This is a genomic window from Pedococcus cremeus (genome assembly GCF_900111375.1).
Lineage (GTDB): Bacteria > Actinomycetota > Actinomycetes > Actinomycetales > Dermatophilaceae > Pedococcus_A > Pedococcus_A cremeus.
The window spans coordinates 313,918-332,123 of record NZ_FOHB01000004.1 but is presented as its reverse complement, the minus strand read 5'-3'; the positions used below and the strand labels follow the sequence as shown (position 1 = coordinate 332,123).

General features: G+C 71.3%; 15 protein-coding genes and 1 riboswitch. Of the genes, 8 read left to right on the top strand and 7 right to left on the bottom strand.

The window, feature by feature from the left end; translation table 11 throughout:
• The 6 genes from BMW78_RS10080 to BMW78_RS10055 all read right to left on the bottom strand — a co-directional run bounded on the left by BMW78_RS10080 (position 1) and on the right by BMW78_RS10055 (position 6,926).
• On the bottom strand, positions 1–1,041 hold the full coding sequence (locus BMW78_RS10080) for a zinc-dependent alcohol dehydrogenase family protein (protein ID WP_091759178.1): 1,041 nt from the start codon (positions 1,039–1,041) through the stop codon (positions 1–3).
• A 66-nt stretch (positions 1,042–1,107) separates the two neighbouring features.
• Complete coding sequence (locus tag BMW78_RS10075) at positions 1,108–2,130, bottom strand: NAD(P)-dependent alcohol dehydrogenase (RefSeq protein WP_091758852.1); 1,023 nt, start codon at positions 2,128–2,130, stop codon at positions 1,108–1,110.
• Positions 2,130–3,677: a mannitol dehydrogenase family protein gene (locus BMW78_RS10070; protein ID WP_091758850.1), complete on the bottom strand. Its 1,548-nt coding sequence runs from the start codon at positions 3,675–3,677 to the stop codon at positions 2,130–2,132. The genes BMW78_RS10075 and BMW78_RS10070 overlap by 1 nt, the downstream gene beginning before the upstream one ends.
• Positions 3,678–3,724: 47 nt before the next feature.
• Positions 3,725–4,519, bottom strand: a complete 795-nt coding sequence (locus BMW78_RS10065; RefSeq protein ID WP_425439050.1) for a carbohydrate ABC transporter permease — start codon at positions 4,517–4,519, stop codon at positions 3,725–3,727.
• A 95-nt stretch (positions 4,520–4,614) separates the two neighbouring features.
• Positions 4,615–5,553, bottom strand: a complete 939-nt coding sequence (locus tag BMW78_RS10060) for a carbohydrate ABC transporter permease (RefSeq protein WP_218144307.1) — start codon at positions 5,551–5,553, stop codon at positions 4,615–4,617.
• Complete coding sequence (locus BMW78_RS10055; protein WP_091758844.1) at positions 5,553–6,926, bottom strand: ABC transporter substrate-binding protein; 1,374 nt, start codon at positions 6,924–6,926, stop codon at positions 5,553–5,555. The genes BMW78_RS10060 and BMW78_RS10055 overlap by 1 nt, the downstream gene beginning before the upstream one ends.
• A 225-nt stretch (positions 6,927–7,151) precedes the next feature.
• Here BMW78_RS10055 and BMW78_RS10050 point away from each other — a divergent pair, with 225 nt between their 5' ends.
• Together BMW78_RS10050 and BMW78_RS10045 are read left to right on the top strand one after the other, a co-directional pair.
• On the top strand, positions 7,152–8,096 hold the full coding sequence (locus BMW78_RS10050) for a sugar-binding transcriptional regulator (protein WP_091758842.1): 945 nt from the start codon (positions 7,152–7,154) through the stop codon (positions 8,094–8,096).
• Positions 8,097–8,119: 23 nt separating this feature from the next.
• Entirely contained in the window at positions 8,120–9,352 is a 1,233-nt protein-coding gene (locus BMW78_RS10045; protein WP_091758840.1) for a glucose-1-phosphate adenylyltransferase family protein, read from the top strand.
• A gap of 37 nt (positions 9,353–9,389) precedes the next feature.
• On the opposite strand, the gene BMW78_RS10040 is transcribed toward BMW78_RS10045, so the two are convergent.
• Positions 9,390–10,442: an SGNH/GDSL hydrolase family protein gene (locus BMW78_RS10040; RefSeq protein ID WP_091758839.1), complete on the bottom strand. Its 1,053-nt coding sequence runs from the start codon at positions 10,440–10,442 to the stop codon at positions 9,390–9,392.
• Between the two features lie 144 nt (positions 10,443–10,586).
• Positions 10,587–10,817, top strand: a riboswitch (cobalamin riboswitch).
• Between the two features lie 136 nt (positions 10,818–10,953).
• Here BMW78_RS10040 and BMW78_RS10035 point away from each other — a divergent pair.
• The 6 genes from BMW78_RS10035 to zapE all read left to right on the top strand — a co-directional run bounded on the left by BMW78_RS10035 (position 10,954) and on the right by zapE (position 18,205).
• Positions 10,954–13,395, top strand: a complete 2,442-nt coding sequence (locus BMW78_RS10035; RefSeq protein WP_091758837.1) for a ribonucleoside-diphosphate reductase subunit alpha — start codon at positions 10,954–10,956, stop codon at positions 13,393–13,395.
• The gene (locus BMW78_RS10030; protein WP_091758835.1) at positions 13,392–14,414 is read left to right on the top strand and encodes a ribonucleotide-diphosphate reductase subunit beta; all 1,023 of its coding nucleotides are present in this window, start codon (positions 13,392–13,394) and stop codon (positions 14,412–14,414) included. Before BMW78_RS10035 ends, BMW78_RS10030 begins: the two co-directional genes overlap by 4 nt.
• Positions 14,415–14,517: 103 nt before the next feature.
• Complete coding sequence (locus BMW78_RS10025; protein WP_091758833.1) at positions 14,518–14,850, top strand: hypothetical protein; 333 nt, start codon at positions 14,518–14,520, stop codon at positions 14,848–14,850.
• Complete coding sequence (locus BMW78_RS10020) at positions 14,851–16,089, top strand: cupin domain-containing protein (protein WP_177180347.1); 1,239 nt, start codon at positions 14,851–14,853, stop codon at positions 16,087–16,089. It abuts the gene before it with no gap.
• 94 nt (positions 16,090–16,183) lie between these two features.
• Complete coding sequence (locus tag BMW78_RS10015; RefSeq protein WP_091759175.1) at positions 16,184–17,077, top strand: ferredoxin family protein; 894 nt, start codon at positions 16,184–16,186, stop codon at positions 17,075–17,077.
• A 63-nt stretch (positions 17,078–17,140) separates the two neighbouring features.
• On the top strand, positions 17,141–18,205 hold the full coding sequence (gene zapE, locus BMW78_RS10010) for a cell division protein ZapE (protein WP_091759172.1): 1,065 nt from the start codon (positions 17,141–17,143) through the stop codon (positions 18,203–18,205).
• Position 18,206 lies beyond the last annotated feature (1 nt).

Below are 18,206 nucleotides of genomic sequence, written 5' to 3'. Positions count from 1 at the left end.
TCAGTCCTCCCACACCAGACATACCTTGCCCGCCTCGCCGGCGGCGGCTACACGGTATGCCTCCGCGGCCTGGTCCAGCGAGAAGCGGTGCGTGACGACGACCTCAGGGTGCAGCTCCCAGCGCACCAGGCGCTCGAGCAGCTCCTCCATGTGCAGCAAGGAGGTGACCCACGAACCGTGCAACCGGATCTGCTTGTGGATCAACAGGTTCGAGACGTCGAACGAGACCGATCCGCCCTCGCCCACGTAGACGCAGCGCCCCCAGGTGCGGGTGTGCCGCAGGGCGGACTCTCGCGCGGCCGCGTTGCCCGAGCAGTCGATGGCGACCTCGCACCCGAGTCCGTCCGTCGACACGTCGACGGCGTCGGCCAGGGCGCCGGGATCGCTGACGCCGACGTCGACGAGCCCGAGCTCCTCGGCCAGGCGCACCCGCTCGGCGGACGGGTCCGAACCGACCACGGTCGTCGCGCCCATCGCTCGACCCAGCATCGCGGTGGCCAGGCCCACCGGACCCAGGCCGGTCACCAGCAGCCGGTCGAGGCCGCTCACCTCCGCGCGGAGCAGCCCTTCGTAGGCTGTGCCGAACCCGCACGAGACGAGGGCCCCGTCGACGAAGGTCAGGGGTTCGGGCAGCAGCAGGCAGGAGACCTCCTCCGCCAGCAGGTACTCGGCATGGCCGCCGTCCCGCTGCCACCCGTGGGCGGCGCGGAAGGGGGAGTGGCAGCCGACGGCATACCCGCGTCGACACTCGTCGCAGAGTCCGCAGCCCGCGATGTGGTAGACGACCACCCGGTCACCGACGCCGAGCCGTCGCGTGCCGGGACCGAGCGCCACGACCTCCCCGCACGGCTCGTGTCCCGCGACCACGCCCTGGTAGGCCTCGGCCCCGTGACCGAGGTGCTCGCGGTAGATGGCGCGGATGTCGCTGCCACAGATGGAGGACGCGCGCATCCGCAGGAGCACCTGTCCGGGCCCAGGTTCCGGTACGGACACGCTGACGTGCTCGACCGTGCTGTCACCGGGGAGGCGGACCCCCTGCATCGTGGCCACGGTGGGCTCCTCCTTCGGGTGGGCCGGTTTCGTGTGGGCCGGGTTGTCAGGCGTGCCTCAGGTCTGGGGCAGGATGACGGCCTTGAGGGAGTGCGGGTCGTCGCGCGAAGCGGTGAGGGCCCGCTCAGCCTGGGCCAGGGGGAAGCGGGCCGTGACCAGGGCGTCGAGGTCCACCTGACCGGTGGCGACCAGTGCGATCGCCGTGAGCCACGTGTTGGCGTAGCGGAAGGTCCCCGTGACCGTCAGCTCACGCTCCTGCACCACCGACAGCGGCAGGGGCAGCTCGTCGCCGCCCATGCCGACGAGCACGGCAACCCCCGCCGGCGCGAGGGCGCGGATCCCGTCGGCCGTCGCCCCGGGGTGACCCGAGCACTCGAGGAGCACGTCGGGACCCGGCCGCCCGACATACGCCTGCTCCAGGGAGGTCTCCGCCGTGTCGACGGCCCGGCTCGCGCCCAGCGCGGTGGCCGCGGAGAGGCGGTGGGGGTTGACGTCGGCCACCACGACCTCGGCCGCGCCGCTCGCCCGCGCGACCTGGGCGGCGACGATGCCGATCGGGCCGGCACCGGTGACGAGCACACGCGAACCCGGGCCCACACCGCCCTTGCGGCAGGCCCAGATGCCGACCGAGAGTGGCTCGAGCAGGGCGGCCGCCTCGTCGGAGACGCTGTCGGGCACCGGGTGGGCGAACGCCTCGTCGATCACGGCCAGCTCGGCGAGCGAGCCGTCGACGGGCGGGGTCGCGTAGAAGACCATGTCCGGGCAGAGGTTGTAGCGGCCGGCCAGGCACTGCGTGCAGCGTCGGCAGGGCACGCCCGGCTCGATCGACACCCGCTGCCCGACGCGGGCCGGGTCGACGCGCTCGCCGACGGCCTCGATGACACCGGCCGACTCGTGGCCCAGCACCAGTGGCGCCTCCACGACGAAACGGCCGATCCGCCCGTGGTCGTAGTAGTGGGTGTCGGACCCGCAGACCCCCACAGCGCGGACCCGCACGAGCACCTCGTGCGGGCCGGGCTCGGGTGTGGGTCGCTCGACGACCTCGACTTCGCCGGGTCGGTTCAGCACCGCAGCGCGCATCAGCTCCCCTTCATCCCTTCTCCACCCTTCACCGCGTCCTTCTGCACATCCTTCTCCGCCAGGGCCTCCAGCGTCGCGCGGGCGCCCTTGCTGTGCAACGCGTCGAGCGCGGCGGTGTAGGCCGCGGCGAACCGCTCGTCGTCGGCCAGGCCACCGAAGAGGTCGCGGTCGCGGATGAAGGCCAGCCGGTCGTCGCCCTGGCGGGCCGCCGCGGCCATCACGCGGTCCTTGAGCCGGTCGACCACCTCGATCGGTTCGCCCCTCTCGTCGACGCCCTCGGCGTAGCGGGCCCACGAGGCCACCACGAGCGCCGAGCGGTCGATCTCGCCCCCGGAGTCGAGGTTGGCCCGGATCACCGGCACCAGCCACTTGGGGATCCGGTCCGAGCTCTCGGCACACAGCCGGGCCAGGGTGTCGCGCACCTCGGGGTTGGCGAACCGCTCGATGAGCTGGTGGCGGTAGCGGTCGAGGTCGACCCCGGGCACCTCGGGCAGGGTGGGTGTGCCCTCGCGCTCCATGTAGGCGAGCAGGAACTCGACGAACAGCGGGTCCTGGCAGACCTCGTGCGCGTACCGGTAGCCGGCCAGGTGGCCCAGATAGCACAGCGCCTGGTGGCTGGCGTTGAGGAGCCGCAGCTTCATCAGCTCGTAGGGCACGACGTCGTCGACCATCTGCACGCCGGCGTCCTCGAACGGCGGCCGGCCCTGGCCGAAGTGGTCCTCGAGCACCCACTGCTCGAACGGCTCGCAGACGACGGGCCAGCCGTCGCGGACCCCGAACTCGTCCTCCAGCCGCTCGATGTCCTCGGCCGTGGTGACCGGCGTGATCCGGTCGACCATGCAGTTGGGGAACGCGACCTCGCGCTCCATCCAGTCGGCCAGCGCGGGGTCCTTCACCCGGGCGAAGGCGCACATCATGCGTTTCGCGACATCGCCGTTGTCGGGAAGGTTGTCGCACGACATCACGGTGAACGGCTCCGCGCCCTCACGGCGCCGGCGGTCGAGGGCTGCCACGATGAAGCCGAAGACCGTCGTGGGGGAGTCGCCCCCGGCGAAGTCGGCGGCGAGGTCGGCCTGGATCGAGGGGTCCTCGGCGTCGAACTCACCGGTGACCTGGTTGACGAGGTAGCCGCCCTCGGTGATCGTCGTCGAGACGATGCGGGTCTCCTCACCGGCGAGTCGGTCGACCACCGCGGCGGGGTCCTCGGGCGCGAACATCGTCTCCACGATGGAGCCGATGACCCGCGGCTCGCGCCGACCGTCGGGGTGCTTGACGACCAACGTGTAGAGGCCGTCCTGCGCGCGCAGGGTGTCGATGATCCTCCGGTCGTGCGGCAGCGCGCCGACACCGCAGATGCCCCACTCGAGGGCCTTGCCGTCGTTCATCAGGCGGTCGAGGTACATCGCCTGGTGGGCGCGGTGGAAGCCACCGACGCCGAAGTGGACGATGCCGGCGCGCACCTGCGTGCGGTCGTATGCCGGTCGGTCGACCCGGTCGTCGAGCTCACCGAGCGTCCGGCTGGAGAGGGGAACGGGCGAGGGGGGCACCGGCGAGGCCTCCTGGGGACGTGGGGAAGGAGAAGGGGGAGTCGAGGTCACTTCACGGCTCCCATCGACAGTCCCTGGACGAGCTTGTCCTGGGCGGCGAACCCCGCGGCAAGCACCGGCAGCGACACCACCAGTGACGCGGCGCAGACCTTGGCCAGGAACAGGCCCTGGCTGGTCACGAACCCGGTCAGGTAGACCGGTGAGGTCGCCGCCACGGTGCTGGTCAGCACGCGGGCGAGCAACAGCTCGTTCCAGCTGAAGATGAAGCAGATGAGCGCTGCGGAGGCGATACCCGGCATGACCACCGGGGCCACGATCTCCCGCAGCGTGCGCGACAGGCTCGCGCCGTCGACCTCGGCGGCCTCGAGCATCTCGACAGAGACCTCGGCGAGGAAGGAGCGCAGCATCCAGACCGCGATCGGCAGGTTCATCGTGGTGTAGAGCAGGATCAGCCACCAGATGTTGTCGAGCAGGTGCGCCTTCTGGGCGAACAGGTAGAGCGGCAGGATGCCCGCGACGACCGGCAGCATCTTGGTCGAGAGGAAGAAGAACATGACGTCGGTCCACTTCCGGACCGGCCGGATGGACAGCGCGTAGGCGGCGGGGAACGCGAGGACCAGCACCAGCACGGTCGACAGCACGCTGGCGGTCAGCGAGTTCAGGAGTGCCGGCCAGGGGTCGGAACCGAAGAAGGTCCGGTAGCCCTCCAGGCTGAGCGGCGCGAACACGCTCGGTGGGTTCGTGGCCGCGTCCGCCTCGCTGTGGAACGAGGTCAGCACCATCCAGAAGACGGGCAGCGCGAACAGCAGCCCGACGACCCAGGCCAGCAGGCTGAGCAGCATGCCCGACCTGGGCGGCTTCGCGTGGGTGACGGCACCCGACCGGGCGCGTTGCTCGCCGCCGGGTGCCACCCCGGTGTCCTGACGTGTGGTGGTGCTCATCGGCTCTCCTCCCGGAACAGGCTGAACACGGTGCGCAGGGCGGCGGTCGCGATGATGATCGTGCCGATCACGACCACCACGCCGGCGGCCGAGGCCCGGCCGTAGTCCTGTGCCGTGTAGAACGTCTGGTAGATGAAGTAGGGGAGGTTGGCCGTGCCCAGCCCGCCCGAGGTGATCGTGAAGACGTGGTCGAAGTTCTGCACCACGTAGATGGCGCCGAGCAGGCCGGCCAGCTCGATGTACTGGCGCAGGTGCGGCAACGTCATGTGCGTGAAGATCTGCCATGTGCTGGCGCCGTCGATCCGGGCCGCCTCGACCACGTCGAGCGGCCGGCTCTGCAGTCCGGCCAGCAGGATCAGCATCATGAACGGCGTCCACTGCCAGGAGATCGCCACGATGATCGCCAGTAGTGGGTTGTTGCTGATCCAGTCGGGCTGCGGTGCGTTCTCGCCGAACAGCCACTTGAGCACGCCGTTGAAGAGGCCGTACTCGGGGTTGTAGAGCGCGTGCTTCCACAGCAGGGCAGCGGCCACGGGGACGATGAGGAAGGGCGTGATCATGAGGGTGCGCACCACGCCGCGCCCCCGGAACTTCCGGTCGAGCAGCAGCGCGATGGCGAGCCCGAGCACCAGGCAGATGAGCACCACCGAGACGGTCAGCACGATCGTCACGATGACCGCGCTGCGGGCGTTGGTGTCGGTGAAGACCGCCACGTAGTTGTCGAACCCGGTGAAGCCACGCTCCTTCGGGTAGTACGCGTTCCAGTTCATGAACGAGATGACGATGGTGGCCAGGAAGGGCAGCTGCGTCATCGCGATCACGAAGATGAGGGCCGGCAGCAGCGGGGCGCGTCGGGCCCAGTCGCCGGCCTTGTTCAGCGCGGTCTCCTTCGACCGGGCCGGCGGTGCCGAGGCAGGTGCGGTGGCGGTGGCCATCACTGCCCCCTTTCCTGGTAGCGCTGCGCGACGTCGTCTGCCAGCTGTTGTCCCTTGTCGAGCGCGTCCTTCACGCTCGTCTTGCCGGCGATCGCCGCGCTGACGTCCTGGCTGACCTGGGTGCCGAGGCTCGGGAACTCGGGGATGTCGACGAACTGGATGCCGATGGCCGGTCGCGGCTGCACGCCCGGGTTCTCCGGGTCGGCGGACTCGATGGCCTCCTTGGTCGGCACGGCGAAGGACTGGGCGACCTTGAGGTAGTCGGGGTTCTCGTAGGTCGACGCCCGTTTGCCGGCCGGGACCTTCGACCACCCGAGCTCCTGGCCGACGAGCTTCTCGTAGTCCTTGCCGCTGGCCCAGGAGATGAACTTCCAGGCGTTGTCCTTCTTGGTGCTGGCCTGCTGGATGCTCCAGGCCCAGGCGTAGAGCCAGCCGGAGCTCTTGGTCTTCACGACAGGTGCCGCGACGTACCCCAGCTTGCCCTTCACCGGGGAGTCCTGTGCCTCGAGCGAACCCGCGGCCGACGTCGCGTCGTACCACATGGCCACGTTGCCCTGCGCGAGGTTGTTGAGGCACTCGGTGAAGCCGGCCTGCGGGGCGCCCTTCTCGCCGTGCTTGCGCACCAGGTCGACGTAGAAGCTCGTGGCCTCGGTGAACTCGGGGGCGTTGACCTTCGGGGTCCAGTCCTTCTCGAACCAGGTGCCGCCGAAGGTGTTGACCACCGTCGTCAGCGGCGCGAACAGCTGTCCCCAGCCGGGCTGGCCGCGCAGGCAGATGCCGGCCATGCCCGGCTTGGCGCCGTCGACCTTCGCTGCGATGTCAGCCACCTGCTGCCACGTGGGGTGCGCCGGCATCGTCAGGCCCTTGGACTCCAGGACGTCCTTGCGGTACATGAGGAACGAGGACTCGCCGTAGAAGGGCTCGCCGTAGATCTTGCCCTCGCTCGACAGCGAGGTCGTCATGGGCTTCAGGATGTCGGCCTGGTCGAAGCCGGTGTCCTTGGCGATGAAGCCGTCCATGGGGGCGACCCATCCCGCCTTGGCGTAGATGGGGATCTCGAAGTTGCTCAGGGACGCGATGTCGTACTGCCCGGACTGGCTGGTGAACTCCTGGCTGATCTTGTCGCGGACGTCGTTCTCCGGGAGCACGGTGAAGTTGACGCTGATGCCCGTCTCCTTGGTGAAGTGCTCGGCGGTGAGCTTCTGCAGGTCGACCATCTGCGGGTTGTTCACCATCAGCACGTTGATGCTGTTCGGTCCGCCGCCGCCGATGCCGCCACCACCCCAGCCGGCACAGGCCGACAGGCCCAGCGCCACCGCCACCGACAGCCCGGTGGTCGTGGCCACCGCCGCGGCTCTCCTGCGTCCCGTCATCGGCTTCGGTCCTCTCGTCGTGGCCGGCGGACTCGGTCCCCCGGCCTCTTCGGCGCCCTCACCACTCGCCGCTCATCTGAGCAAGCCAATGCACATTTGAGCAGCCCCGCCAGTAAAGTGGCGTGCGTCACGTGCTGTCAATGCCCGCTCGGTGCGTGGCCGCCCGTGCTATGACCGGGGTCTCAGCTGTGGTGTGGGTGGCCGGATGGCCGGAGAGGAGTGGGGGTGGCTGGACAGGGGCCTGCCGAGCTCGTGCTCATCGCGGCCGTCGCGCGACGGCACTACCTCCAGGACCGGTCGAAGGTCGAGATCGCCGAGGAGCTCGGCATCAGCCGGTTCAAGGTGGCCAGGCTCCTCGACGCCGCGCGCGAGATGGGCCTGGTGCGCATCGAGATCGTCCGCCAGGGCACCCTCGACCTCGACGTCTCGGCCCAGCTGCAGGAGCGGTTCGGGCTCACGCACGCCGTGGTCGTCGACACCCCGGACCGCGACGCCACGACCGTCCGCCAGCAGCTCGGCGAGGCGGCGGCGCACCTCGTCGAGGAGGTGGTGACGGCCGACGACGTGCTCGGGCTCCCGTGGTCGCGCAACGTGTATGCCGTGGTGTCGGCCCTGAACCGCCTCGCCCCTGCCGAGGTGGTGCAGCTCTCCGGCGCCATCGCGTTGCCGGACTTCGACAGCAGCGCCGTCGACATCGTCCGTCGCGCCGCCCGGCTCTCGGGGGGCAGGTCCCACGTCTTCTACGCGCCCTTCGTCCTCGACGACGCCGCCAGCGCGGATGCCGTGCGGAGGCAGCCACCGGTGGCCGAGGGCCTGGCCCGGGCCCGGTCGGTGACGGTGGCCATCGTCGGGGTGGGCCAGTGGGCACCAGGGGAGTCCACCATCCACGACCTGCTGAGCGCCGCCGAGCAGGCCGAGCTGGCCGAGCTGGGTGTCATCGGCGAGGTCGCGGGGGTGTTCTTCGACCGTGACGGGAAGGTGTGTCGCCCCTCCGTCGCCGACCGCCTGGTGACCGTGGACGAGGACGCGCTGTGCGGCATACCCGAGGTCGTTGCAGTGGTCTCCGGAGCGGCGAAGGAGGAGGCGGTGCGGGCGGCGTTGCGCGGCGGGCTGGTGCAGAGCCTGGTCACGGACGCCGAGCTCGCGCGGGCGCTGCTGGCCCGGTCCTGACCGGCTCCGCCTAGGGTTGGCGGATGGGAGCGGGCACCTCGGTCATCGCCATCGTCCAGGCCGGCGGTCAGGGCAGCCGTATGGACGTCCTGACACGCGAGCGGGCCAAGCCGGGACTGCCGTTCGCCAGCGCCTACCGGCTGGTCGACTTCGCGCTCTCGAGCCTCGGGAACAGTGGCATCGTCGACGTGTGGCTCTCGGTGCAGTACCAGGCCGCGTCGCTCGACCCGCACGTCGCGGGCGGCCGGCCGTGGGACCTCGACCGCACCCGCGGCGGGTTCCGCAGGGTGGTGCCGGAGGAGGGAGCCGGGGGTGGCGTGGAGTCGGGATTCTCGCAGGGCAACGCGGACGACCTGCTCCGCATGCGTGACGAGATCGAGCGGTCGGGTGCCGAGGCCGTGGTGGTGCTGAGCGCCGACCACGTGTTCGCCCTCGACATCGCCGAGGTCCTGGAAGCCCACCGGGAGTCGGGCGCGGACTGCACGCTGGTCACGGCCGAGACGAGCCGGAGCGAGGCGCGGCACAACGTCGTCGTGCACAGCGACGGGGGCGGGCGCGTCTCCCGCGTCGACGTGAAGCCGTCGTCGCCGGCCACCACCACGGTGGCGACGGAGATCTTCGTCTACCGCGCGGAGTCCCTCGTCCGCGCCCTCGACAGCCTGCGCCGCGAGCTGGCGCACGAGGCCGACGGGGACGACAGCGGCCTCGGCGACTTCGGCGAGCACCTGCTCCCGTGGCTCCTCGCCCACGGTGACGTGCGCGCCTTCCCGCTGAGGCGGTACTGGAAGGACGTGGGCCGGCCGGAGGCCTACCTCGCAGCCCACCGCGACGTCATCGCAGGGCGGGTCGACGCCCTCGACGACCCGGACCGGCCGGTGATGACCCGGTCGCCCGACCGGGCTCCCGGGGTGGTCCGCGCCGGAGCCGAGGTGGAGGACGCCATCGTCGGCGTCGCGTGCGACGTGCGGGGCCGGGTCGTGCGCTCGGTGCTCGGACCTGGGGTGGTGGTCCGGGCGGGTGCGCTGGTCGAGGACAGCGTGCTCTTCGGTGACGTCGTGGTCGAGGCGGGCGCCGAGGTCCGCACCTGCATCGTCGACGACGAGGTGGTCATCGCGCGCGGCGCCGTGGTGGGAGCTGCTGCGCCCTCGAACCGCCCGCGCGACAAGGACATCACGCTGGTGGGGCGGCAGAGCCGGATCTCTCGGAACGCCGTCGTGGAGGCGGGCGCCCGGCTCGAGCCGGGCACCCGCGTCTGAGCCCAGTGCCGGTGCGGGGAACCTGCCCGCCGGTACGTCAGTGGCGGCCGGCCCACTCCTGGGCCTGCCGCTTCGACCACGCCCGGTCGGCGGCGTCGATGCTCGCCCTGCTGCGCAGGTCGACGCCGGCCGCCTTGGCCGCGGCGCGTGCCCGCGGACTGGTGAGGTCAGGCGCCACGAACTCCTTCGGCGTGATCGAGGCGTCCACGGCGGCATACGAACGCTGTTGCTGCGCAAGGGAGTCGGCGCTGGCAGCAGCCCTGGTGAGCGTGGCGCTGCTCGCGGTGAACGAGGTGCCGACCAGCTTGGGCGTCACCACCGGCGCGTAGCCGCTGCTGTGACCGGTCACGTTGGGGTGGTACGACTCGCTGATGGGGTTGGACAGGCCGTTCAACCACTCCGGGCTGTCGCAGACCGCGTGGCCGATGAAGGCGGACGTCGGGTTGGCGAACGAGAAGCCCTTGTTGGAGGCCTGGGTCGCGGTGCGGCTGTTGAGCAGGTCGGCAGTGGCGTTGAGCCGCGACTCCTCGGTGGGCGAGAACCAGGTGGCGGCGTTGCAGTCCTCGCCGTTGAAGATCCGCGGGTAGCCGACGACCGTGACCCTGGCGTTGGGCGCCTTGCTGCGGATGGAGGAGTAGAGCGTCGAGAGCCTGGCCGGCAGGACGTTGTTGATGACGTACTGCGCGTCGTCGATGGCCCCGTTGCAGTCGCTCATCCACGCCGGCTGGGCGCACTCGGTGAGCACGTCGGCGAAGCCGGCGTCGTTGCCGCCCACGGAGATGCTCACGTGCGTGGTGCTCGCACTGAGGGCGCCGAGCTGGGTGTTGGTGACGTCGGCTACGGTCGCGCCGGAACAGGCGCGGAAGTTGAGCGTGAGGCCCTTGCTCGCCGCGATCAGCGACGGGTAGGCGTACACCGACCGCTGGCACGAGGTGCCATCGGAGATGTAGGTGCGCGTGCCGGTACCAGAGGAGTACGAGTCCCCCAGCGCCACGTACGAGTTCGCAGCATGGGCCGGTGCGGCGCCGATGGCCAGCGCCATCGCCCCTGCGGTCGCGGCGGCTCCGGTGAGTGCGCGGCTGATCCCCATTGGTCCCCCTGCGTCGTGTCGAGCGGTGGCTGGACTGTAGGGGCGGCGGTCACGGCGCGGGGCGTTGACGACAAACCCTTGCCAACTCTTTGCCCAACCGACACGCGCACACGACATGTGGTGCCTTCGGTGGGGACGCCGCCCAGATATGGTGATGCCGCTGGTCCGGGGCCGCCGTCCGCGAGGGTGGAGGTCCCGGGGCAAGAGGGAACCCGGTGCGAGTCCGGGACTGCCCCGCAGCGGTGAGTGGAAACGACCGCCGTCAACAGCACTGGGCGCGAGAGCGCCTGGGAAGCGACGGCCAGTAGGAGAGTCCGGACCCCGGTCCGAGAGGTGTCCACGAGTCCGAAGACCTGCCAGCAGCCGCGCACGTCGTGCGCGGTGACGTCGCAGACCTCGAGGGCGGGTCGCACGACACCTGGCAGTTCGGCCCCCCGCGGGCCCGGGCTCGTGAGTCGTCGTCTCCCCCTCGTGGTCTGGGGCACCGGAACCGCTCGCGAGGAGAGAGCAGATGACCCTCAGCCCAGCCCGGCCCGTGGACGCCACGGACGGCACGACCGCCACGACCGGCAGGACCGCCACGGACAGCAGGCGCCCGCAGATGCGCGTGCGCAAGCGCAACGGCGACACCGAACCCGTCGACGTCATGAAGATCGTCCGCGCCGTCGAGCGCTGGTGCGACGACCTCGACCACGTGGACCCGATGGCCGTGGCCACCCGGACCATCAGCGGCCTCTACGACGGTGCGACAACGGCGGAGCTCGACCGCCTCTCGATCCAGACCGCCGCCGAGATGACCGCCGGCGAGCCGGAGTACTCCCGCCTCGCCGCCCGGCTGCTGTCGAACTACATCGACAAGGAGGTGCGGGGCCAGCAGATCGCCTCCTTCAGCCAGGCGGTGCGCCTCGCCCACCTCGAGGGCCTGGTCGGCGACGAGACGGCAGCCTTCGTCGCCACCAACGCGCGCAAGCTCGACCACGCGGTCGACGCCGGCAACGACCTGCGGTTCGAGTACTTCGGGCTGCGCACCGTCTACGACCGCTACCTGCTGCGCCACCCCGAGACCCGCGCGGTCGTCGAGACGCCGCAGTACTGGCTGCTCCGCGTCGCGTGCGGGCTCTCGCACACACCGCAGGAGGCGATCGCGTTCTACCGCCTCATGGCCTCGCTGGCCTACCTCCCGAGCTCGCCGACGCTGTTCAACTCGGGCACCCGGCACACGCAGATGAGCTCGTGCTACCTCGTCGACAGCCCCCGCGACGAGCTCGACTCGATCTACGACCGTTACGCGCAGGTGGCCAAGCTGTCGAAGTTCGCCGGCGGCATCGGCATCTCGTGGTCCCGCGTCCGTTCACGGGGCGCCCTGATCCGCGGCACGAACGGCCACTCGAACGGCATCGTGCCGTGGCTGCGGACCCTGGACTCGTCAGTGGCGGCGGTCAACCAGGGCGGCCGGCGCAAGGGCGCGGCGTGCGTCTACCTCGAGCCCTGGCACCCCGACGTGGAGGAGTTCCTCGAGCTGCGCGACAACACCGGTGAGGACGCCCGCCGCACCCACAACCTCAACCTCGCCAACTGGGTGCCCGACGAGTTCATGCGTCGCGTCGAGGCCGACGAGGTGTGGAGCCTGTTCGACCCGCACGAGGTGCCCGAGCTCCCCGACCTGTGGGGGACCAACTTCGACGAGGCGTATGCCGCCGCGGAGCGCGACGGCCGGTACGTGCGCCAGGTCCGGGCCCGGGACCTCTACGGCAAGATGATGCGCACGCTCGCCCAGACCGGGAACGGCTGGATGACGTTCAAGGACGCCAGCAACCGCACGTGCAACCAGACCGGCGACGAGCAGGGGCCCGGCCGCCCGGTGGTGCACCTCTCCAACCTCTGCACAGAGATCATCGAGGTCTCCAGCGACGGTGAGACCGCCGTGTGCAACCTCGGGTCGGTGAACCTGGCGGCGCACCTGACGCCGGAGCGCGACGGCATGGACTGGGAGCGACTGCGCGAGACGGTCCGCACCGCGGTGACCTACCTCGACCGGGTCATCGACATCAACTACTACCCGAGTGCGGAGTCGGCCGCCTCCAACCCGCGGTGGCGCCCGGTGGGACTGGGTGTCATGGGCCTGCAGGACGTGTTCTTCGCGCTGCGGCTGCCGTTTGACTCGGAGGCGGCCAAGGAGCTGTCGACCCGGATCGCGGAGGAGATCTACCTCTCGGCCCTCGAGCGGTCGGCGGAGCTGGCGGTGGAGCACGGCCCCCACCCGGCATACGACCAGACGCGCGCAGCGCGTGGCGACCTTCAACCGGACCTGTGGGGCGTGACCCCCACCCAGGTCGAGCGGTGGGAGGGGCTCCGAAAGGTCATCCGGGAGAGAGGTCTTCGCAACTCCCTGCTCGTGGCGATCGCCCCCACCGCGACCATCGCCTCGATCGCCGGCGTCTACGAGTGCATCGAGCCGCAGGTCTCCAACCTGTTCAAGCGCGAGACGCTGTCCGGCGAGTTCCTCCAGGTCAACACCGCCCTGGTGCGCGAGCTCAAGGCGCGCGGGCTGTGGACCGCCGAGGTCCGCGAGGCGGTCAAGCGCAACGAGGGATCGGTGCAGGGCATCACCGCCCTGCCCGACGACGTGCGCCACCTCTTCCGCACCGCCTGGGAGCTGCCCCAGCGGTCACTGGTCGACCTCGCGGCCGCCCGGCAGCCGTACGTCGACCAGAGCCAGTCGCTCAACCTCTTCCTGTCCGCTCCCACCATCGGGAAGCTGTCGTCGATGTACCTCTACGCCTGGAAGGCAGGCCTCAAGACGACGTACTACCTGCGCTCGCGGCCGGCGACCCGGATCCAGCAGGCGACGGTGGGCGTCGCCACCCGAACCTCCAGCGCGACACCCGTGACCGACGAGGCCGCCATCGCGTGCTCCCTCGAGAACCCCGAGACCTGCGAGGCCTGCGAATGACCACCACGACGAGCGAGACCCGGATGCTGCTCGACCCCGGCATGAACCTCACCCTGCGGCCGATGCGCTACCCGCACTTCTACGAGCGCTACCGCGACGCCATCAAGAACACCTGGACCGTCGAAGAGGTGGACCTGCACTCCGACCTCAAGGATCTCGCCCGGCTGACCGACGCCGAGCGCCACCTCGTCAGCAGGCTGGTCGCCTTCTTCGCCACCGGCGACACGATCGTGGCCAACAACCTCGTGCTCAACCTCTACCAGCACGTCAACAGCCCCGAGGGGCGGCTCTACCTCTCGCGGCAACTGTTCGAGGAGGCCGTGCACGTGCAGTTCTACCTGACCCTCCTCGACACCTACGTCACCGACGAGCGGGAGCGCCACGAGGCCTTCGCCGCTGTCGACACCATCCCCTCGATCAAGCACAAGGCCGACTTCTGCTTCCGGTGGATCGACTCGGTCTTCGAGCTCGACCGCCTCGAGACACGGGAGGACCGAAGGGCGTTCCTGCTCAACCTCATCTGCTTCGCCGCGTGCATCGAAGGACTGTTCTTCTACGGCGCCTTCGCGTACGTGTACTTCCTGCGCTCCCGGGGTCTGCTCAACGGGCTGGCGTCGGGCACCAACTGGGTGTTCCGGGACGAGTCCATGCACATGGCATTCGCCTTCGACGTGGTCGAGACGGTGCGGCAGGAGGAGCCCGACCTGTTCGACGAGGAGATGGCCGCGGCGGTGCGGCAGATGATCCGCGAGGCGGTCGACGCCGAGGCGCAGTTCGCCGAGGACCTGCTCGGGCAGGGTGTCGCGGGCCTGTCCACCACCGACATGCGGCTGTACCTCGAGCGCGTCGCCGACCGCCGCCTGCAGCAGCTCGGACTGGAGCGGGAGTACGGCTCGGCCAACCCCTTGGCGTTCATGGAGCTGCAGGACGTGCAGGAGCTGTCGAACTTCTTCGAGCGACGGGTCTCCGCCTACCAGGTCGGGGTCACCGGCGCGGTGGCTTTCGACGACGACTTCTGACCGTCCGGGGCCCGTCGCTCCTTCCGGTGGCGGGCCCCGGACGGCTGGCGTAGACAGGGGGAGCGCGGCGCGACGTGGCGCCCCCGGCACGTGGGAGTGGACGATGAGCGAGACCCCGATGGACGACATGGGCGAGGGCACCGCCGACGGCGGAGCCAACTCGACGGGCCATGACGGAGGGGCCGACGGAGGGGCCGACAGCGGCGCCGGCGGCAGGGGAAAGGGCACCGCCGACGGTGGCGCCAACCCGGCGGGCCACGACGGTGGCGCGGACGGCGGAGCCGATGGTGGCGCGGACGGCGGCGCTGACAGCGGTGCGGGAGAGGGCACGGCCGACGGTGGCGCCAACCCGATGGGCCATGACGGAGGAGCTGACGGAGGGGCTGACGGAGGGGCTGACGGCGGCGCCGATGGCGGTGCCGGCAGCAACGCCTAGGTGACCACGACCGAGCCACGCAGGGTGTCCGTCCAGCACGGGCACCCTGCGTTGTCACGCCTCATCTCCTGCCCGGCGGACGAGTTCGCCGAGACCTACTGGGGCAGTGAGCCCCTCCTCTCCCGTGCCGCCGACCTCCCGGCTGCGTTCAGCGACCTGTTCAGCAACGACGCCGTCGACGAGCTGGTCTCCGAGCGGGGGCTGCGCACACCGTTCCTGCGGATGGCCAGCAGCGGCGCCACCCTGCCCGAGCGCTCCTTCACGAGCGGGGGCGGCATCGGCGCCGGCATCACCGACCAGCTGAGCGACGACCGCCTCCTGCGGCAGTTCGCCGACGGCGCCACCATGGTGCTGCAGGGCCTGCACCGCACGTGGCAGCCCGTCATCGCCTTCTCGCAGGACCTCGCGGCCGACCTCGGGCACCCCGTCCAGGTCAACGCCTACGTCACTCCCGCGCAGAACACCGGGTTCAGCGACCACTACGACGTGCACGACGTCTTCGTGCTCCAGGTGGAGGGCCGAAAGCAGTGGCGCATCCGGCGCCCGGTGCACCCGCTTCCCCTGCGCGACCAGCCGTGGCCCGACCACCGGGCAGCGGTCGAGCAGGCCGCCACCCGCGAGCCGCTCATCGAGACCGTGCTCGAGCCGGGCGACTGCCTCTACCTGCCCCGGGGCTACCTCCACTCCGCGACCGCGCTCGGTGGGGTCAGCACCCACCTGACCATCGGTGTGCACCCCTGGACCAGGCAGCACCTCGCCGAGGAGGCGCTGCACGTCGCGCTCGCGCGGGCCGCCGAGGACGTCGCCGTGCGCCGCTCGCTGCCGCTGGGCGTCGACGCGACCGATCCCGAGCAGTGGGCCGGCGACCTCGAGCTGGTGCGCGCCGCGCTCCTGCGGGCCGTGGGCGAGATCGACCCGGCCGACCTCGTGGACGCCCTGACCCGACGGGTCCGGGCCGCCCAGCGCGCCGCACCCGTGCGGCCCCTCGCGCAGGCGCGCGCGGCCGAGGGCCTGAGCCCCGACCAGCGCCTCGTGGTCCGACCGCACCTCGCCGCACGGCTCGGTGCCCCCCGGGACGGGTATGCCGCGCTGGCCAGTCGCGCGGGCGAGGTGCGGGTCGCCGAGGCGGACCTCGACGCGGTGCGACGGCTCCTCGCCGAGGGAGCGGCGACGGTGTCAGACCTGGGGGAGGAGCTGGCCCGTCAGCTGCTGCTCCAGGGCATCGTGGTCCCGCAGTGACGTTTGTCGGCTGCTGCTGGAAGCCGTCGCGACCCTCATGTCCCTCGGTGAGCCCCTCGGTGAGCCCCCTGGTGAGTCGCCTGGTGACCTCGCCATGAACCCGGAGCACTGCGCCACCGCGGCACGGCGGCGCGACGACCCGCTGGTCGGCACCGCTGCCCCGGCGCGGCGCTGGCTGCTCATCGAGTACCCGGCTGGCTGGGCCACCCACGCGCTGCAGAGCCCGCTCATCCCTCCTCGGGTGGGTGGCCGCCTCGAAGCGCTCGCGCGGTCGTCCGGCGGACGGGTGCTCCTGGTCCGGCGGCACGGCCGGCGCCGGCTGGACGTCCCGCGGGCCTGGGTCGTGGTCGACCACGACGGCCGCCAGCAGTGGGGCACGTGGGATGGCGGTGACGACCTGGAGCGGGCCGCCGACGCCTTCGCGGGAGGCCCGGTGCCCTCCGGACCCCAGGAGCCGCTGCTGCTGGTCTGCGCCCACGGCCGGCACGACACCTGCTGTGCCCTTCGCGGCCGACCCGTCGCCGAGGCCCTGACCGACCGGTGGCCCGAGACCACCTGGGAGTGCTCGCACGTCGGCGGGGACCGCTTCGCCGCCAACGTCGTCCTGCTCCCGGACGGCGCCTACTACGGCAACCTCTCCGCGAGCTCGGCCGTGCCGGTCGTCGAGGCGCACCTCGCCGGCAGGGTCACCCCGGCGCACCTGAGGGGACTGAGCACCGAGCAACCCGTGGTGCAGGCTGCCCTCGTCGCCGCCCATGAGCGGTTCGGGCCCGGGGGCGCGCGCGACCTGGTGGGCGAGACCGCCCACGCGGTCGGGCCCGACACCTGGCGGGTGCGGCTCACCGGGCGGGGAACCCTGCCGGCGGTGGTCGAGGCGACCGTCACCCGTGAGCGGCGACCACCGGCGAAGCTGACCTGCCGCGCGGCAGGTGAGGCCGCGGCATACGCCTTTGTCGTCACCGACGTCCGTGCCTTCGGCACCGGCTGAACGGTCCCCGGGTGCCGGGGGTCACAGACAGGCGCCCCACACGAGTGACACGGTGTCGCGGTGATGCGCAGCCGAGGACGCCGGGACGAGGTCGCGCCCTCCCGCGGCGTGGTCGACAGCGTGCGCAGGGCGGCGGCCCGCGCCGGGTTCACCCTCACCGGCGCGCAGGAGCAGGCGCTCGGGGTGCTGGCGGGGGGATCGCGCGGCGTCTACGTCTGGGGTCCGGTGGGGCAGGGGAAGACCTGGCTCGTCGACGCCTTCGCCGACGCGGTGCCGGCCCAGGGCAGGAGGCGGCTCCACTCCTTCGACGTCTTCCGTGACCTGCACGCCGCGGTGCACCGCCATGGTCGACGGCTGCCGCCGCGCAGCACCGACAACGCCGTCGACCGTGCCGTCGACGACCTCCTCGCGGGGTGCCGAGTGCTGCTGCTCGACGAGCTGCACCTGCACGACGTCGGAGACGCGATGTTGCTGGCACGCCTGCTGCGCCACCTCTTCGACCGTCGGGTCCGGCTCGTGGCCACCTCCAACTACCGGCCGGAGGAACTGCTGCCGAACCCGCACGTGCACCACCTCCTCGAGCCGACGATCGCGCGAATCCACTCGGCCATGGACGTGGTCGAGGTCAGCGGGTCCCCGGACCTGAGGGAGGGCAGGGTCGCTGTGGCGGGCGGCTTCGCGAGCGGCGCGTGGCTGGTGCCGGGAACGGTCACGCAGCTGGCGCGTCTCGGACTGCGCCCTCCGGGAGCCGACGAGCACCGGGTCCTGCGGGTGGGTGGGCACCCGTTGCCCGTCCTCGCCCTGCGCCCCGGCGAGCTCTGGGTCTCCTTCGAGAGCCTGTGTGCCGGTCGCCGGTCGGCGGGGGACTACCTCGCGCTCGCCGAGGAGGCGGCGACCTGGGTGCTGCACGACGTGCCCCCGCTGGAGCTGGCGGACCCCCAGGCGCGGCAGCGCTTCGCCTCCCTCGTCGACGTCCTGGCCGACCGGGACACCCAGCTGGTGGTCACGTCCCAGCTGGACGTCGGCGAGGCACTCGACCTCGACCGCGCCGAGGGCGAGGTGCCGCCGGACCTGGCGCGCTGCCGGAGCCGGCTGCGGCTCCTCGGACGCGGGAGCGGTGAGGCGTGAG